At 56.7% G+C, this 15988-nt stretch carries 11 protein-coding genes, 1 tRNA gene and 1 pseudogene; 12 read left to right on the forward strand and 1 reads right to left on the reverse strand.

The features are described from left to right. Nucleotides 1–189 precede the first annotated feature (189 nt). The 9 genes from MesoLj_RS07860 to MesoLj_RS07900 all read left to right on the forward strand — a co-directional run bounded on the left by MesoLj_RS07860 (nt 190) and on the right by MesoLj_RS07900 (nt 8887). A complete protein-coding gene (locus MesoLj_RS07860; RefSeq protein WP_202325635.1) occupies nt 190–555 on the forward strand; it encodes a hypothetical protein in 366 nt (121 codons plus the stop codon). Nucleotides 556–1044: 489 nt separating this feature from the next. Continuing rightward, entirely contained in the window at nt 1045–2445 is a 1401-nt protein-coding gene (gene aspS, locus MesoLj_RS07865; protein ID WP_202325636.1) for an aspartate--tRNA(Asn) ligase, read from the forward strand. Further along, complete coding sequence (locus tag MesoLj_RS07870) at nt 2442–3512, forward strand: hypothetical protein (RefSeq protein WP_202325637.1); 1071 nt, start codon at nt 2442–2444, stop codon at nt 3510–3512. The genes aspS and MesoLj_RS07870 overlap by 4 nt, the downstream gene beginning before the upstream one ends. Nucleotides 3513–3729: 217 nt before the next feature. Then, entirely contained in the window at nt 3730–4533 is an 804-nt protein-coding gene (locus MesoLj_RS07875) for an amino acid--tRNA ligase-related protein (protein ID WP_446720299.1), read from the forward strand. Continuing rightward, the gene (locus tag MesoLj_RS07880; RefSeq protein ID WP_202325639.1) at nt 4530–5645 is read left to right on the forward strand and encodes an alpha-hydroxy acid oxidase; all 1116 of its coding nucleotides are present in this window, start codon (nt 4530–4532) and stop codon (nt 5643–5645) included. The genes MesoLj_RS07875 and MesoLj_RS07880 overlap by 4 nt, the downstream gene beginning before the upstream one ends. Next, entirely contained in the window at nt 5638–6783 is a 1146-nt protein-coding gene (locus tag MesoLj_RS07885; RefSeq protein WP_202325640.1) for an aminotransferase-like domain-containing protein, read from the forward strand. Before MesoLj_RS07880 ends, MesoLj_RS07885 begins: the two co-directional genes overlap by 8 nt. 17 nt (nt 6784–6800) lie before the next feature. Continuing rightward, entirely contained in the window at nt 6801–7805 is a 1005-nt protein-coding gene (locus MesoLj_RS07890) for a TauD/TfdA family dioxygenase (protein ID WP_202325641.1), read from the forward strand. Between the two features lie 180 nt (nt 7806–7985). Then, nucleotides 7986–8729: an AfsR/SARP family transcriptional regulator gene (locus MesoLj_RS07895; protein ID WP_202325642.1), complete on the forward strand. Its 744-nt coding sequence runs from the start codon at nt 7986–7988 to the stop codon at nt 8727–8729. A gap of 78 nt (nt 8730–8807) precedes the next feature. Then, nucleotides 8808–8887: transfer RNA gene (locus MesoLj_RS07900), tRNA-Glu, on the forward strand. A 214-nt stretch (nt 8888–9101) separates the two neighbouring features. Here the strand turns inward: MesoLj_RS07900 and MesoLj_RS07905 are convergent. Beyond that, nucleotides 9102–9878, reverse strand: a complete 777-nt coding sequence (locus MesoLj_RS07905) for a class I SAM-dependent DNA methyltransferase (RefSeq protein ID WP_202325643.1) — start codon at nt 9876–9878, stop codon at nt 9102–9104. A gap of 3266 nt (nt 9879–13144) precedes the next feature. On the opposite strand from MesoLj_RS07905, the gene MesoLj_RS07910 reads away from it, so the two are divergent. The 3 genes and pseudogenes from MesoLj_RS07910 to MesoLj_RS07920 all read left to right on the forward strand — a co-directional run bounded on the left by MesoLj_RS07910 (nt 13145) and on the right by MesoLj_RS07920 (nt 15962). After that, nucleotides 13145–13540 carry a hypothetical protein gene (locus MesoLj_RS07910; RefSeq protein ID WP_202325644.1) on the forward strand — a complete coding sequence of 132 codons (396 nt, stop codon included), beginning with the start codon at nt 13145–13147 and terminating at the stop codon, nt 13538–13540. A gap of 913 nt (nt 13541–14453) precedes the next feature. Next, entirely contained in the window at nt 14454–15035 is a 582-nt protein-coding gene (locus MesoLj_RS07915; RefSeq protein WP_202325645.1) for a VOC family protein, read from the forward strand. Nucleotides 15036–15063: 28 nt separating this feature from the next. Continuing rightward, nucleotides 15064–15962 (forward strand): annotated as a pseudogene (locus MesoLj_RS07920) (glutathione S-transferase family protein). The last annotated feature ends 26 nt before the right edge of the window (nt 15963–15988 follow it).

A 15988-nucleotide genomic window follows, 5' to 3' on the forward strand; every position in this document is an offset into this window, starting at 1 on the left:
TGGTCAGGACTGTGTCCATCTGAACACCGCAGGTAGTGCGGGACTTCTCAGGGCATCGAACATACGATTCGCCAACGATCCGCCAACGCTCCTGAAACGGCCTTTGAGTAACCTTGCTACTGTGGAGTGCAAGGGCGTTCTCTGCCTCAACGACTCCACAAATCCTAGCTACGGAAGGAGGTGATATACGTGGTGAGTTCCGGCAAGAGTGCCCTTGAGGCGATATCCAGCAAATCGGTTACACAGATCATTACAGCAGCCGTTACAAAGGATGTCACAGCGTCCGCGACAAAAAGCGCGACACTTGCCTTGACAGCAGCGATGCAAACAGCAGCCGTAACACAGAGCGTGACAGTCAGTGTCACACAGTCGATGACACAAGGAATGACACAGGCTCTGACACAGGCTCTGACAGCAGCGATGGCCACATTGGCCAAGTTGCCAGAATTGGCAGTCACATTGTCCGACGAGTTGTCCAAGACAATCTCGGCGTCTCTGACAGACCGCATTGCGGATGCTTTGACATCGGAAGAAGTGACAGCGGCTCTGCGCTGACCTTGTCATGAGACACGCGGACTGAACGCGGAGGCCGCCCGTGCAAGTCCACCGCACTGGATAAACGATCGCGCTGCTCGCGACATCCAGTATCAAACATAGATGGCGTACTCATCCGCGTCGCCGATACGCCATCTTGGCATCTAGACTAGGCAATAACGGCAAGCGCCCATAGTTCAACGGAAACGAACAAGGCATCGACCATAGGGGTGGAAGACCATTTATTGTCGATTATGGGAACCGGGCCCCGACTTGATGCTAGCCAGGTCGCACAGGGTTTCCGTGGCGAGAGTTCGCCGAAAAATCGACGCGGCGCGATGTACTAACTGCCCCGCCGTAAGGTCACAAGCTGAGTTCTAAGAGCCACGGTCTTGTAAACCGTAGATGCGGGTTCGAATCCCGCTGGGCGTTCCAATTGCAGCGTAGCTGGGCTTGTTTCGCAGGGATTTCGTCAAGGCTGTCTCGTAGCAATCTGCAATGGAGTTTGTCATGACGGCGGGTACATTGTCCGAACCAGAGTTGCGGGGAGCCAAACGGCTAGCTCACACACCTCTTCGGCCTGATGGGGACGCGGAGTGTCCCAACGTACGAATTACGGATCTGCCCCTTTTCCTCGGCAGGAAAGTCGAACTCAGGGGCTGGCTCGTCGCATCGCGGCAGGCTCGCTCCATGCAATTCCTACAGATCCGAGATCGAACAGGAGAAGTACAGGTCGCGCGTCGGATAGACCACGAGTCTTGTGCATCTCCATCGATAGAGCCGGAAAGTGCTATCAGAGTAATAGGACGCGTCTGTGAACCGCGGATCGCAAAGTTTGGCAAGATCGAGATCAATGCTGATTCAATTTCTACCCTGGCGCCGGCCATCGAGAAACAGGCGAATTACGACCGTGACTCTTTCGATCCTCTTCGCCATCGATTCCTAGCCTTGCGCCAGAGGTCACAGGCTCTGATCATCGAAGTTCAGACGACCTTGCTTAGCTCTATTCGATCATTCCTTTTGTCGCATCATTTCCTTGAGGTGCACACGCCGAAGATAACGGCCAGCGGAAGCGAATCCGGATCTGCTGTTTTCGAGCTCCCCTATTTCGGCGAACGAGCCTTCCTAATCCAGTCGCCGCAATTCTACATGCAAATGGCGATGGCTGGAGGTTTGGAGAGGGTCTTTGAAGTGGGGCCGGCCTTTCGTGCCGAAGGTGCGGTCACAAATCGCCATGCAACCGAGTTCACCAGCATTGATGTCGAATGGTCGTGGGTCGCGTCACATCAGGAGGTGATGGACCTGCAGGAAGAAATGCTCTGTTTCGCCCTGCGCGATATCGATCGATTGCATGGTGCCGATATTAAGACGCACTTCGGCGTGTCGGTTGAAATTCCGGCGGATAAGATCCTACGACTTGACTATCGTGCAGCGCTTGAATTGCTCAATCGTAGCGGCCTAGCGATCGACAGAAGACTTACTCATCAATCAGAACAGATGCTGTGCAGGTATGCCAAGGAAAAGACAGGCTGCAGCTTCGTCTATATTGAGAATTTTCCGGCGACAGACCGGCCTTTTTACACGATGCGCTCTCAGGATAGTGAGATACCGTTGGGGCAGGCGGTCACTCGCAGCTTCGACCTATTCTGGCGAGGGGCAGAGATATCGTCAGGCTGCCAGCGCGAGCATGATCACGAGCGCCTGAAGCGTCAGATGGCCTCAGACGGCTTTTCTCCGGAGATTATCCAGCAGTACCTGGAGCCCTACTTTCTCGAAATGTTCCTGTATGGCTGCCCGCCTCACGGAGGCTTCGGTATCGGCCTAGACCGATTTCTAATGATCCTCTTCGGTTGTTCCTCCATCGAGGAAACATCCTTCGTGCATCGTTCGTCGAACAGGTTCGTTCCATGAGTGCGGCAGATGTGACAGCTAAGCCCGGATTGTCGACAGGACCGATCCAGTCGCTAATTGTGGCGCGACTTCGGGATCGCTTTCCATACGATTTCGAAGTCTCTTTGGCCGACCGTTCGCCATTCGGAAAGCGAGCAGTCAGGTTGCGCCCGAGTGCAAAGGGAAGCGATGCAGCCGCAAGCCTTGACCCAGAGATAGCAAATTGGTTGGCCGGTCGGGATTGGGTTGAGGAGGTCGTTTCCAAAGGGTGCAACATCTATCTGCGGCCTCGAGTTTTGGCGATGAGCAACTGGACGGAAGCGCTGCTCGGTTCACTGCAGGTTCCCGTTGACCAGCCGGCTCGGGTTGCGGCACTCAGCGATGATGAGGGCGATAGCCTCGAGGCGGCTCGACGCTGCTTTGCCAAACGAGCGGCCGCCGCCCAGCTTATTTGGCGATCCCGACAGACACCAGACGAGGCAACGGACGCCCCGCTAGCTGTTGGAGACATCGAAGTAACTGGAGGGCGACTGCGGTCCAAATTCGGAGGAATCGTTGCGCGGTCGGAACTCGCGGCTGATCTCAACGAGAAGCTGCGCGGGAATGTGCGGTGGCTGCCAGAGCTGTCTCTGGTCCTTACCCCCGAGACGGCTCTGTCGTTTCTGCTGATGCGATCGCGACGCGGCAGCCACTGCCAGGTAGGGGGAGAGCGTGACGGAGTTGAACTGTCACACTTGCTCAACGTATTGCCGTTCGTTCTGCTCCAAGCGTTCGACCATTCAGATTGCTATGAGGCTATTTCGCGACCTCGTAAGGATGGGCTTACAGACGAGACCTTGCTCGAATTGGAAGTGCTGTCGAGCACGTTCGACCGAGCGGCGGCTGAATTGGAGCCGGCTTTCGCGCTCGGTGGAGTCGTCAATTTCTGCAACCGGCATAGCACATTGGCTAGGCGGGTGGGCGTCAACGACCGGTTGTTGCCAATCATAGTTCGGGCGGTTGTGGTCGGCCTGCTGCTCGGAGGTGTGGCCTTTGCAGCAAATGCAGGCACTTTCATCGCAGTTCCCCCAAAGAGACAGGAGGCTTGAAATGGACGGTGGTTTTCCTGCGGCCTACTTTTGGACAAGCCGCGTTCTCGCAGCACTGCGTGGGTCTCTGGCATCTCAGAGCTTTGATGAAATACTACCCGCCATCTTGTCGGAGCGTTATGAGCCGGGGGCGCGTCATGGAGTTGCAGTCCTAGGCGACCGCGCTCGGCCATCTGTCTCTGTCGCCAACGACTCCAACGGACGCCAGCACGTTACAGTGACCGGCGCCAAATACTATTATCTACCGGTTAGCCACTGTGTGGAGAAACAACTCGCACTCGAGTATGCCAGCAAAGTCTACTGCATAGCCCCTTGCCTGCGCTTGCTGATGGATGGAGAAGATCATTCTGGGCGGCATCTCTACACCTTTTTCCAGGCCGAGATCGAGTGGCACACGGAAAGTGTCGATGATGTCTATGGGACTGTGGAAGCCATATTGAGCGGTTTCGCCGCGCGCCTATTGCAGTCCGTCGAAGGCGATGCGCGTGCCGACGAGCGGGCTTTGCAGCGTATCGGCAGGCTCGCCGTGAAGCCATTTGTCCGGATACCGTTTGCCGAGGCGAGACGTCACGTGGCCGATGTCGGCGGTCCCGTCAATCCGCATGCGAAAGGTGACCTTACCCATGCAGAGGAACATGCGCTTTCGATGCATCAGGGTGCGCCATTCTGGCTCACCAACTATCCGGACGGTGTGCGTGACTCTATTTACCGCCGAAAGGCTGACGGAACCTTTGCCACCTACGATCTGGTACTGCCGGAGGGCTACGGCGAACTCGCTACCGGCGGCCTCCGGCCTGATTCCCCGGAAGACATCCTACGGCAGGCACGAGATCTTGGCGAAGAGCCGCACAAACACTATGCGCAATGGAAGGCCAGAGCGGCGATACAAACGGGCGGCATTGGTTTCGGCATAGAGCGGTTGATCCGCTACTGCGCGGGGGCGTCGAGCGTTCTCGACTTGCGCTTCGCGCACGATCAAGGTCCCAATTCCGAGATCGGTCAGTTAACGGTTTCGGCATGACAAGCGACCGCAACCTGGCGGATATCGAGCGCGCCGCGCGCGCTCGGCTCGACGACGCGCTGTGGGCTTATCTCGACGGCGGGGCGGGAAGCGAAAACACGATCGCCGACAATAGCGCAGCCTTCTGCCAGTATTGGTTGCGCCCTCGCCTTCCTCGCGTTGACTGTTCGAACCCGTCGCAGCAGACACCACTGTTCGGCCGCATGTTATCGATGCCCCTGCTGCTGGCGCCGACAAGTCCCTTACGCATTTTCGATGAGGGTGCCGAGATTGCAGTGGCGGCCGCTGCTAGCGCGGCGGGTCTGATCACTATTGTCAGCAGCGACAGCCACTATCCGCTTGAGGATATTGCGCGCGCCGCCGGCGGAAGCTGGTGGTTTCAACTTTACGCCTATCGCGACATGGATACTGTTAAGGAGGCGATCCGCCTTGCCGATGAAGCAGGCGCGGAGGCCATAGTCGTGACGATGGACGCCCATTTCCCGGCAGAAAGGCTGCGGACACAGCGATCCGGTTTCGTGACGCCAGCTGCTACTGATTTTCATCTACTTCGCAGACTGGGAGTTCTGTCAGGCAGTGCCCCCTCTTCTGCCCGCATCGAGAGACTTCCCATCTCACTGTCGCAGCTCTCTCACATCCGTCGCATGAGCAGACTGCCTCTGGTGGTAAAAGGCGTCACGCGCGGTGAGGATGCAAGGCACTGCCTTGATGTTGGCGCAGACGGGTTGATCGTCTCCAACCACGGCGGCCGTCAGCTAGACCACGTCGTTCCAACGCTCGTAGCGCTCCGGGAAGTCGTCGAGGCGATCCACACGAGGATTCCAGTCCTCCTTGATGGTGGGATTCGCTCAGGTATCAACATCGCAACTGCACTAGCGCTTGGTGCATACGCAGTCTGCATCGGGCGTCCCTACGTATGGGGGCTGGCCGCTGGGGGGCAACAAGGTGTTGCTGAAGTCATTCTGATCCTTAGACGGCAACTCAAGGATACTTTGCGTCAGATGGGAGTACCTACGGTCCAAGAACTTTGCAGAGACGATCTCTTTGACCGTAAGCTGGTGGAGGCCGCCTCTTGGACTTCCCATACTGAGCGGGAGGTGACCAATGGCTAACTCGCACGCAATTAGACTTGATCGGCTTCAGTCCGACTTAATTGAATTTAACCGCGGCGTGCCCCCGTCTGAACTCATTCCGACGCAAGCCTTGGGCGAGATCACAAGAGAAGTCCTGGCAGAACATTCGCGAGGTCTGTTCCAATATGCACGGCTCGGTGGTTTTCGAGGTGATCCGGAACTGATTAACGAAATCTCTCGTTTTCACGGCGCGGATTCCGAAACTATATTCGTCGGCAATGGATCGCTCCAGGTCCTCGACCTGTTGGCGCGCATACTCCTGCAATCTCCCAACCCGACGGTGCTCGTAGAATGCCCAACCTATGACCGTTCTATTGCAATTTTCAAGCGACTTGGCGCCCGGGTTATCGGGATATCCCTCTCTGAGGACGGTATCGACATCGACGCTCTCGCCCGACATTTCCACCTCGACGCCCCATCATTTCTCTACATGATTCCAGATTTTCAGAATCCAAGCGGCGTCACGACGTCAATGGCAAAGCGCAAGCAAATCCTACGACTGGCGTCTGAGTTCAAAGTTCCGCTAGTCGAGGATATTCCCTACCGCGAACTACGCTACGAAGGACATCCTCCCCCTCTGATGCGAGAACTGTGCCAAAACGCGGATGTCTTCACCGTCGGCTCGTTGAGCAAGATCCTGAGCCCTGGACTTCGCATCGGCTACGTCATCGGCGATCCGGCGAAGCTCAAAGCGGTCGCAGCACTCGCCGAAAACACCTATTTGTCGCCGCCGCCGCTGACCCAGGCCATTGCAGCCAGAGCCTTCAGTTCGGATTTGGTTGTCTCGACTATTGCAAACCTGCGCGTTCAACTACGACCTAAATGGCAGGCTGCTATCGCGGCTACGCGCCGTCAGTTCGGGAGTGCGCTCTTAACCGCACCTGAGGGCGGCTATTTCCTCGGCTTGAGATTTCCCTTTCACATCGACGAGACGAACTTGATTGCGAGGGCGCGCGAGAATGGCCTTACACTGGCGCGAGGGTCGGCCTTCCTGGCGGACACAGGCGACGGCAAACAAAGCGGCAGTTTCCTTAGACTACCTTTCCAGGAACTTTCCCCTTCAGATTTTGCTCTAGGCGCCGCGCGGCTCGCTGAACTCATGCACTCGCTACACTAGACTTGGAGCGAACGACAATGTCTGCAGAACAAATTGTCAGCAGGTCTGCAACTCTGCTGCATAGAACACCTGCAACAGTGCGTTGTAGTGTTGCAACCGCTCCGTTCATGGCCACCGATCCGGAGAAAAACATAGCTCTCTGGGAGGAGGAGGGGGCGAAACGGATGATTGGGTTGCTGGGCAGCGTACGGGTAGAGGCAGCTCGACGCAGTCTTGATCACTCCGCCCATTTCCACCTGACTGACTTGCCAGTTGACGCCAACCCGCCAGCCTCACCCTATGAACGCGACCCGCCGTCGAGGCGCATTGCCGTCTGTGTGGCAAACACCATCGGAATGGTGGGAGCCATGAAACTACGAAGCTTCGCGTATCAGGACGAGAATGCCGGTCGAATCCTTCGCCACGTCGCACCCAACAGGCATGCGGCGAACGAAGCTAGTTCGCAAGGATGGGCAAGAGCACTCGGCTGGCATATCGACGGCGCGTATCGTCCTTTAAACAATAGCACCGCTGGGCCTACAAACCTTTTCCCCGCGCCACGCTATCTTTTCTGGGGCGCCATCTATGACGAACCTCAAGTTCCAATCACATTTGCGTGCCTTTCAGATGTTCTTCAGCAACTTACTCACGCGGACATTGAAGTGCTCGGAAAGCCGCTTTTCGATGTGGCGAGCCCTGACTCGTTCGGTCTCCCGACGACCACACGAAACGTGAGCGTCCTGTCCAGCGACGGAAGCGGCGGCTATTTCATACGGTTCAATGAAGACAAAATTTCAACTACTGCCGTCTTTGCCAAAAATGCATTGGACAATTTGAAGAATGCCCTGCGGGAAACGCCGCCACGACGCGAGTTATTCTTTAATCGCGGAGACGTTATAGCATTGGACAATTGGAAGACCGTTCACGCTAGGCCACGGTTTACTCCCAGGTGGAACTCCCGAGATCGGTGGCTGGTCAGGATCTACGCCACGCCGCCTGAGATGCTTGTCGCCCTGGGTAATGAGAGCAGATGTGTGACATAAGATTTTACTCGAATGATAAACAAATGAGTAAGTAGTAGACCAGATACGGAATATGTGCTACTTTCAAATGTCAACTTCTCTTATGCGTCATAGTCAATCGTACCTGGTCACTCGCCAGCTTAGCTATCTTACGACATCAATCAGTATAGATCTTGTAAATGGCTTGCAGGAGACTGCGCAATGGCAAATATTGAGATTGGGTTACTTGGTGAATTCTCATTGCGAGTCGACGGAATGCGAATAGCATTGCCGCCACAACTTTGTCAGATAGTAGCCCTGGTCGCTCTAAGTCGCAACAGGTGCTTGTCGCGAGACGAAATTGCTACGGAGATATGGGGCGAGCTTTCTGACGAAAGCGCCAAGAGAAACATGCGAGTTTGCCTGTCCCACTTCAAAAAGGATTTCCTGGAAAAGAATGGGATACCACTGTCAGAATTTTTCATCCGCGACGGGAATAGAATATTTCTGCACGATAACGTAATAGTTGACGTCGAAGTATTTAGTAGAAATGTATTAATGGGAACAGAATCCTCCAATAAAAGAGAATTATTGGCTGATGCGGTTGCCGTTTACAAAGGAGATTTGCTACTGACGTGGGGTTTTGAATGGATTTATTTTGAGAGACATCGTCTAAATACGATGTATATGGAATGTCTCGCTATCCTATTTGAAGTCGCACTTACCCATGATGAATATCATAGCGCAATAAATTGGGGAAATCTCCTTTTGAAAGAAGATCCTTACGACGAGGCGGTGACTGCAAAACTCATGAAGGTGCTTCATTGTCAAGGTCGGCGCGTGAAGGCGATTGAGTTATTCAGGGGACTGTCGGATCGCCTTCGTCATGACTATGGGATTGCGCCGTCAGCGCAAGTGCGCTCCCAATTCGAGGCTGTCTCAACCGATCGTAGTAGTCTCAGCTAGGTTGAAGGATTCGTAGATCGAGGTGTCGCCCTTCCTAACCTTTTGGATGAATAGCATTGAGACGTTTATTTTGGAGGTGGACGTGAGTGGACTGTGTGCCCTCAATGCCTCCGCCCTCTCACGGCGGGAGCAGGGGTTCGATTCCCCTTGGCGTACCAACGATTTCAATCGCCATTGCAGTAGAAGTCATAGACGAGCCGCCCCGTGGCTCGCCACATCAGGGCATAGTTCTGACGGCTGAAAGTGTGCACATGTGCTTTCGCCCTACCGAGAAAAGCCGTGGCCGTCACCGAACAGGTATCCCCAAATGTGCAACTCTCCGAGTTGCCGGCGGAGTGGGCCACCCGCCGGGTCCGCTTCTATGGGGCTCGACTAGCGTTTTCTCGCGACCACCAAGAAGTTTTGGGCAAAGCGCTCCGGGACACCGGCTCTCCTGCTTATCGTCTCAATGGGCCCGACCAACATTTCGCAAAGCCTTGGTAGCAGCCATCCGGGCCGCGGCAAGTACCCGTAACCGATGACCTGTTCGACGACGAAGCCATTGGAAACGAGCATCTGGCGATATGCCTGGACGCTCAGCGTATTGCGCACGACGCGTCCCTGACATTGGTTTAGAAAGCGATAGACCAGCCCCATTGGCGAGGATGCGTTCATGTGGATGTTGGAAACCAGCAACCCGCCCTCGTTCAAATGCTCATGAATAGCCAAAAGCGCGTCTTTCCTAAGAGTGTCTTCAGCGTTCAAGAAGAATCGAAAAGCCGTAACCACGTCGAATCTTCTGGGGAGCGGGGAGACCGTCAGATCGGCTTTCACCAGCGTCACTGTCCCCGGAACCCGCGCACAAGCAAGCATGGATTGGGAGACATCGACCCCAACCACCACGCCAAACAGTGGGCCTGCAACATTTGTCACGCGACCTGTGCCGCACGCGAAGTCGAGACAGCTGCGGTCCGGCCCGGCAAGAGGCTTGAGAATGCTCTCGACGAGGGGGCGTTCGATACGCGACCACAACGCAGCATAGTAGCCGGAACAGAAAGTTCTCAAGTAACTGTTGCCGTAGCCAGCGTTCTGATGGCTTGATCGGTAATCGCTATAAGCGCCCGGCTCGCATGACCGCTCGTCCAACACATAAACATCGGAACCATCCATCGCGACAATCTCCTTTCTCGGCCCGCGAATAGAGGTCACTCTTCACAATCGATCTTCATGCTTTCACACGACGCAGACCTTACAAATGCGTAAGGAATGAGGGGTCGTAAGGGGGGCGCTCTTCAAGGGTGTGAGGCCGGCAGCCACAGAGAATGGATCAAGCCGGCAACTTGTACGTCACAGAAGCCTTCGGTGGGTGTGCGGCAGCCTTGTACCGCGAGCGCGTCGGCTACGCGCAGATAGGCGGCGAGCAAGCTCTAGGAGCCCGATGGCGAGGTCGTGGCCGATTTTTCAATATTCACATCGATCTCGTCATACGCTCTATCGACGAGTGCAAGAAACTTGGTTGAGTATATTCCCCTATAGTTGTCAGCATCAGGGACATCCTTATGCAGAAGTGGCCTGATGTATTCACCATGCCGAAATAGCTGGTCACGTAGAATCTGAAAATAATAATCACCTTCTGTATAATTTATTGCTTCATCGAAAGCGGATAGCATTATAGAAACGAAAGTGTCATACCTGTCCTCGTCTACATCATCGCCCTTTCTGTATTTCCCCATAGATAGATCTGGAAACTTCAAGCACAATTTAAGGTAATCATTATAGAGTGATTTGGCCGACGATTCCCTGCTAATCTGCTTGTCGAGTTCATTAATTCTTATATCTCTCTCTTTTTAATCTTGGGTTCTTCTTTTATCTCGTCGATATTCTTTGTATGAAATCACAAAGGCCGCAAGCAGGAACGCCACCGCGACAATGTTTGCGACGTCTATGCCAGGCTGAATCTGGTTGGCAACGTGGGACTCGAGAAAGTTCGAAACCCATTCAAACATTGTGCCAATCCCCCACGACAAATGACTGAATATCGTCCCGGCACACTGGGCGCGGACCGGCGAATATATGCGCCGCTCTAATATTCGCGAAGCATGCAAATGGAGGACGGGGAGATGTTACGGATAAGCCGGCTACACCCAGCGGCGACAGCCTGCTGGTGACTGCGGCGAAGCGTTAGGTCTCAACGGGTGCTTTCCACCGTTCTTCAATTCGGTCGGATGGATTTCGCCGGCATTGGAATGTCGGTCTGTAGCCCTAGGGCGTCCGCCGCCCAATCTCTCATTTCCGGTGAAGCGTCGCTGGACTTTAATATTGACACTGCCAGCGCAGAGATGTCGGCGGGAGGTCTTCTGTAGGCGGTTGCGTAGGTGAAATAGCCAACCAGGATAGCGCATACCACCGAAATGATCGGTGGGACAAACCGCAGTGTCGCTAGAGCCAACGTCCGCCAGCGTGCTGGCAGATAGGTTCTTGGAAGTTCACCCTCTTCTGCAAGGTCGGTCATTCCACTTCGCCCTCGCGTCGATAGAACGTCCGTATGATAATGGTCTACATTAGTTAAAATGCGAATAAACATCTTGAAGCACATGGTGTCAGACGGGGTGCCCTAGATTTCCCAGCTTCGCCAGACGCGCGGCTTGCTACCACGCCGGACGTATGTCCCAGAATGAGGCATATTGGATTGGCACCGCAATTGCGATCAGTAGCGTAGGGGGCGGGGCGAGGCCCGTCGCCTCGCGAATGAGGCGGCGGGCCTTCGATTTGTGGATTGGCGGCCAGAGCGGGCCGAAACACAGTTGCCTGAAGCCACGCGAAGATGGATCACGTTGGCAATCTATCCGTTGAACTAATCCACGCTATATCCCGCGGCTCAATGCAAAGCACAGGGCTGGCACGACCAAGCCAATTGCCATGGCTACGACAACGACAACACCAAGTCTCTCGGTTCGTCTGACGAGGTCCGCCATCTTATCGTCTTCCGACGAAAGGAGGTCCAAGGCTGAGGAGATATCAGGAGCGGGGGAATTGTTGTCATTCGCGGCTTGATTTTCGCCGTCATGGACTGTCGTTCTCTCGACAAAACTCGCTGGTTGCCCCGCTTCCAAAAATCTCACGACAGTCACCACTAAGCCACATCCACAACAGGGGTTTGCGCGCTCCACCGAGGGGCTGCGCCAGGTGCGATTCTAACGTGCTTGCCAGGCTCCGGTTGCGGCGCAGGACTTCAGTCGGGTGGCTTCCCGGACCTTAGCCTCACAGCGGAACGCATATGTGCGGGGGCTGTTGCTCAACCGTTGTAAATGGAAAATTGGAGAGGAAAGTCATGGCGGACGGCCCAACTGTTGTAAACTCGGGGGGGCGGCGGCACTGCCGTCGCCATTGTTCTCGCAATCATCGCAATTGTTGTCTTGTTGTTCTTCACGGGCGTTATCAATATCCATGGAGGCAACGGGCAGGACATCAACGTAAAGGTTGAAGCGCCCAAGGTTGAGGCTCCGGCAAAGCCAGCAGCACCTGCGCCAGCGGCGCCAGCTCCGGCACCGCCTGCCAACGGCGGTTAACGCACGGGCTTGTTGGAACCGATTACGCTCGGGGAAGTTCTTCGGGAGCTCGGGCGTCCCCTCGATCGAGCTGACAAACAAGAGCCCGTCACTGCCTCCGTGGTGGCGGGCTTTCGTTCCAGATGCACCGTTGGTGCGTGCGACACCGCTAGCGGACAATCCCGGCGATCCGAACTGCGAGTGCATCGAGCCCGCCGCTGTAAATACTCGTCAAGACCTGTTCCGCAACTTCAGCTCTTTGCGCAGTGCATCCGATCAGGTCTCCGCCGCCCAGTCTTGCTGGCTTGTTGCCGACGCAGTCCCACACGCCCCATGATCCGTCAGCCTCGATATGGCAATAAAATCTATGCTGGTGATTTTCCATATAGCCCAACCGTTCAACCTGGGTTTTGGGTCCACGCTATCCATGACAGTGGTTAATGGACCAGCGGTTGTCGCTTCCAAGAAGCCGGAACTGACCAGGCCTGAGAAACTGTCGAGCGTTGTGGCTCAGTGGGCGTGTCCGCCGCCGATCGACACTGAGCCCACGTAATCGCTGTGGGCCTGAATCGAGGCCCGCCGGCTCCGGCTGACGGGCCTTCCTCGTTTTTGTCGCCATCTTCCGAACTCGAGATCGTTGCCCCTTCTGCGGGCCGACGGCTTATGACGCGACGCCTCGTGCCAGAATACCTCGCCAAGTCGCGCTGATCCACTTTCTGTCCGCAGTAGGGGCACGGGTAGATATGACTGTCGATCGCATCAAGCTGCTCACCTTGCGCTAAGAAGGCACAAGGATGATGATCACGGCGGCAAGGCTTCCTCGTTCGCGTGGATTGAACAGGGAAACTGCGCCGACCTCCAGGGGCCTGCCAACTCGATGTTGCCTTCGTGATCGACCCTTCCAAGCGCCAGGACGGCCATCCCGACGAGGCCATCGAACCGGCTTTTCAGGCAATCGAGGCACGCAGGGTTCCCTTGCCCGGCGGCTACCGACAAGGTGTGATCTCCGCGATCACCGTATTGCTCGGATTTTCGTTGCTGTTCCTGCGATACTGGAATTTCGAAGCTGATGGCGGATGGACGATTGCCTCGGTCCTGGCGACGCTCCTTCTCGCGCTGGCCATCGTTCTGCAACTCGTCGCACTGTGGCGTTCGCTGCTCCCAAGCGACGACGACGAGCCGGTCTATCGGGTCACGCTGCGCTGGTTCCTTGCCTCGATCATCGCTCTCCTTGCGGGCGTGCTGCTGGCCGGGCTGACCGCCTCGCACGTCTTCAATCTTTGATCGAGGCGGTTTCGGCTGCGCCACTATCCGCGCCTGCGCCCCGAGGTCGCCCTGGTTGCCTGCATGGGGAAGGCCCGCCGACCGGGAGTCAGGCGGGCCTTGGAGTAGTCGCAAAGGGACTGGCTTCGGACTGCTCGGTGATCCGTAGGATCACCTTCAATATGCTCCTCAGGATGAGTTGGCGCATCGGCCGAATAGATGAAAGAAGGAGCCCTATCCACATTTCGTGGCGATCCTGCTCTGAGAATAGAGAGGAAGAATAGAGAGGGCCTGGACGACAGTCGGGCACGCATCCGCGCGGATCGCGCCTGGCCAGGGGATTGGTAAATTTCGGAGGGCCCGAAGGCTTAAGGCCTTCAATCCACCCAATTTAAGTCAGGCCGCGGCGCTTGAAAGCGCAGCAATCTCTGTTACTTGCGGTGCCGGGGGTAGTATCCGCGGCAGTGCGGATTTTTGGGTCGGTAGAGTTGGAATGGCGTCACTGAAGATGATTTGCCAGCGTTGCCATGGCGGCGGCAAGGTTTTCGATTGCTCCAGATGGAGTGCATCGAAAGGGCATTGCTGCCCACAAGGGACGCATCAGACCGGTTGCCCGGGGAAGACCCTCATTTGCACCGAATGTGGCGGCGTTGGGATGCTTGCGGAAGCCGAGCTCAGGGCCGTCGCCTAGTCATTGCTTCGGCCGCCACGCGATGCGGACGGCTTTCGCGTCGCGATCGTGCCGCCATCCCTTGAAGAGATCCCGCGGGCTTTTGCGGCCAGAGCGGTTTCGTCCTTCGTGCCGCTTCTGGCGCGGCGTCACCGATTGCATTAGCATCACGTCATGGATTTCGAGGCACGGCTGAAGCGCCGCGCGGAATGCCGGGTGCCAGGCAGATCCTGACGGGCAGACGATGCCGTAGGGAGAAGGCCAATGCAGAAACTGCAATCGCAGGGCGTCCACCACATCACGCTGGTCGGCGCCGGGCGCCAGACCTCGATCGATTTCTGGGAAGGCGTGCTCGGCATGCCGTTCATCTTCGAGCAGCCCAACCTCGACAAGGCCAGCGAAAGCCATCTCTATTTCGATCCAGGCGACGGCCGGCTCATCACCGTCTTCACCGATGAGAGCCGCACGCCGGTCAAGCGGCGCACGCCGACCGATCCGGGCTGCGTGCATCATATCGCGTTCGCGGTGTCGCGCGTCACCTTCCTGCAGGCGGTCGCCAGGCTCGACGAGCGCGGCATCAAGCACAGCGGCGTCAAGGATCGCGGCTTCATGGATTCGATCTACTTCGAGGATCCGCTCGGCCTGCTGATCGAACTCGCCTCCTACCGCTTCGAGCCGCCGGCGGGTTTCACCCATGCCGACGTGCTGATGCAGGCACACAGGCTGCGTATCGCGCGCGGCGACTACAACATCGCCGAGGTGCATCTTGCCGACGCGATCCAGGCGCTTGTCGAAAGCTCCCGCGCGACCTTGTCGGACGACCGGGCGCCGAAGAATCCATACTGACGGCCAACAAGACAGAGGGAGGAAAACAATGGCAAAGACAGCGACCAAGAACGTGAAGAAACCGGCTGCCACGGCAAAGCCGAAAGCCGCCGCCAAGCCTGCCGCGAAGGCAGTCGCGAAGCCGGCGGTGAAGGCAGCAGCAAAGGCCGCGCCGAAGGCGGCCGCGAAAGCCGTGGCAAGACCGGCAGCCAGAAAGCCGGCACCGAAGACCGCGAAGGCCAAGGCAGCGAAAAAGCCGGCGCTGAAGCTCAGCATGCTGAAGCCGAGCGTCAACAACATGACGGTGCGGGTATTTGCGCGCGCGGCAGGGTTCGATGCCGCCGAGACGGACGCCTGGGGTCACACGCGCTCTCCCGACTACATGGCGCGCAATCCGGCGCATCTGACGCCGATGATCGAGGACAAGGGGCTGCCCAGGGGCGTGCTTTGGGAAAGCTGCGCCATCATGCAGTATCTGGCAAACAAGTACGGGCTGGAGAAATTCTACCCCAAGGCGCCGGCCAGGCGGGCGATGGTCGACAGCGCCATGTTCTACCTGATCGGCACGCTCTACCCCTATGTGGCGCGCGCCACATATCCGGCGCTGGGTTTCCGCAATATGCCGGCGAGGTCGGCCACAGCGATGCCCATCCCGACAAGAAGTCCGAAGCGCAGAAGGCCGCGATGGCGGCGATCGCCGAGCCGCTGGAGGTTTTCCATAGCTTCTTCAGGGACGGCAAGCCGTTCATCGGTGGCAAGAACCCGTCGATCGCTGACATCCGGCTGGCGGCGACGCTCGAGTTCCTGGCGGTCATCGACTACGCGCTGCCGCAATGGGCGACCGAATATATGGCGGCAATCGAGAAGAAGCTCGGCAAGGCCTACGCCGAGCCGGCCGGCGACGTGCGCGGCTATATCGCCTATGTGAGATCGCAGGCGAAGGCCTGACGTTAAGGATTCATTAACCAAAGCCC

Source organism: Mesorhizobium sp. 113-3-9 (genome assembly GCF_016756515.1).
Classification (GTDB): domain Bacteria; phylum Pseudomonadota; class Alphaproteobacteria; order Rhizobiales; family Rhizobiaceae; genus Mesorhizobium.

What these genes read in the sequence shown, in the direction of transcription:
- aspS (WP_202325636.1), top strand. Translation starts at nt 1,045, where the DNA reads ATGACGGCGGGTACATTGTCCGAACCAGAGTTGCGGGGAGCCAAACGG.
- MesoLj_RS07870 (WP_202325637.1), top strand. Translation starts at nt 2,442, where the DNA reads ATGAGTGCGGCAGATGTGACAGCTAAGCCCGGATTGTCGACAGGACCG.
- MesoLj_RS07880 (WP_202325639.1), top strand. Translation starts at nt 4,530, where the DNA reads ATGACAAGCGACCGCAACCTGGCGGATATCGAGCGCGCCGCGCGCGCT.
- MesoLj_RS07885 (WP_202325640.1), top strand. Translation starts at nt 5,638, where the DNA reads ATGGCTAACTCGCACGCAATTAGACTTGATCGGCTTCAGTCCGACTTA.
- MesoLj_RS07890 (WP_202325641.1), top strand. Translation starts at nt 6,801, where the DNA reads ATGTCTGCAGAACAAATTGTCAGCAGGTCTGCAACTCTGCTGCATAGA.
- MesoLj_RS07895 (WP_202325642.1), top strand. Translation starts at nt 7,986, where the DNA reads ATGGCAAATATTGAGATTGGGTTACTTGGTGAATTCTCATTGCGAGTC.
- MesoLj_RS07905 (WP_202325643.1), bottom strand. Translation starts at nt 9,878, where the DNA reads ATGGATGGTTCCGATGTTTATGTGTTGGACGAGCGGTCATGCGAGCCG.
- MesoLj_RS07915 (WP_202325645.1), top strand. Translation starts at nt 14,454, where the DNA reads ATGCAGAAACTGCAATCGCAGGGCGTCCACCACATCACGCTGGTCGGC.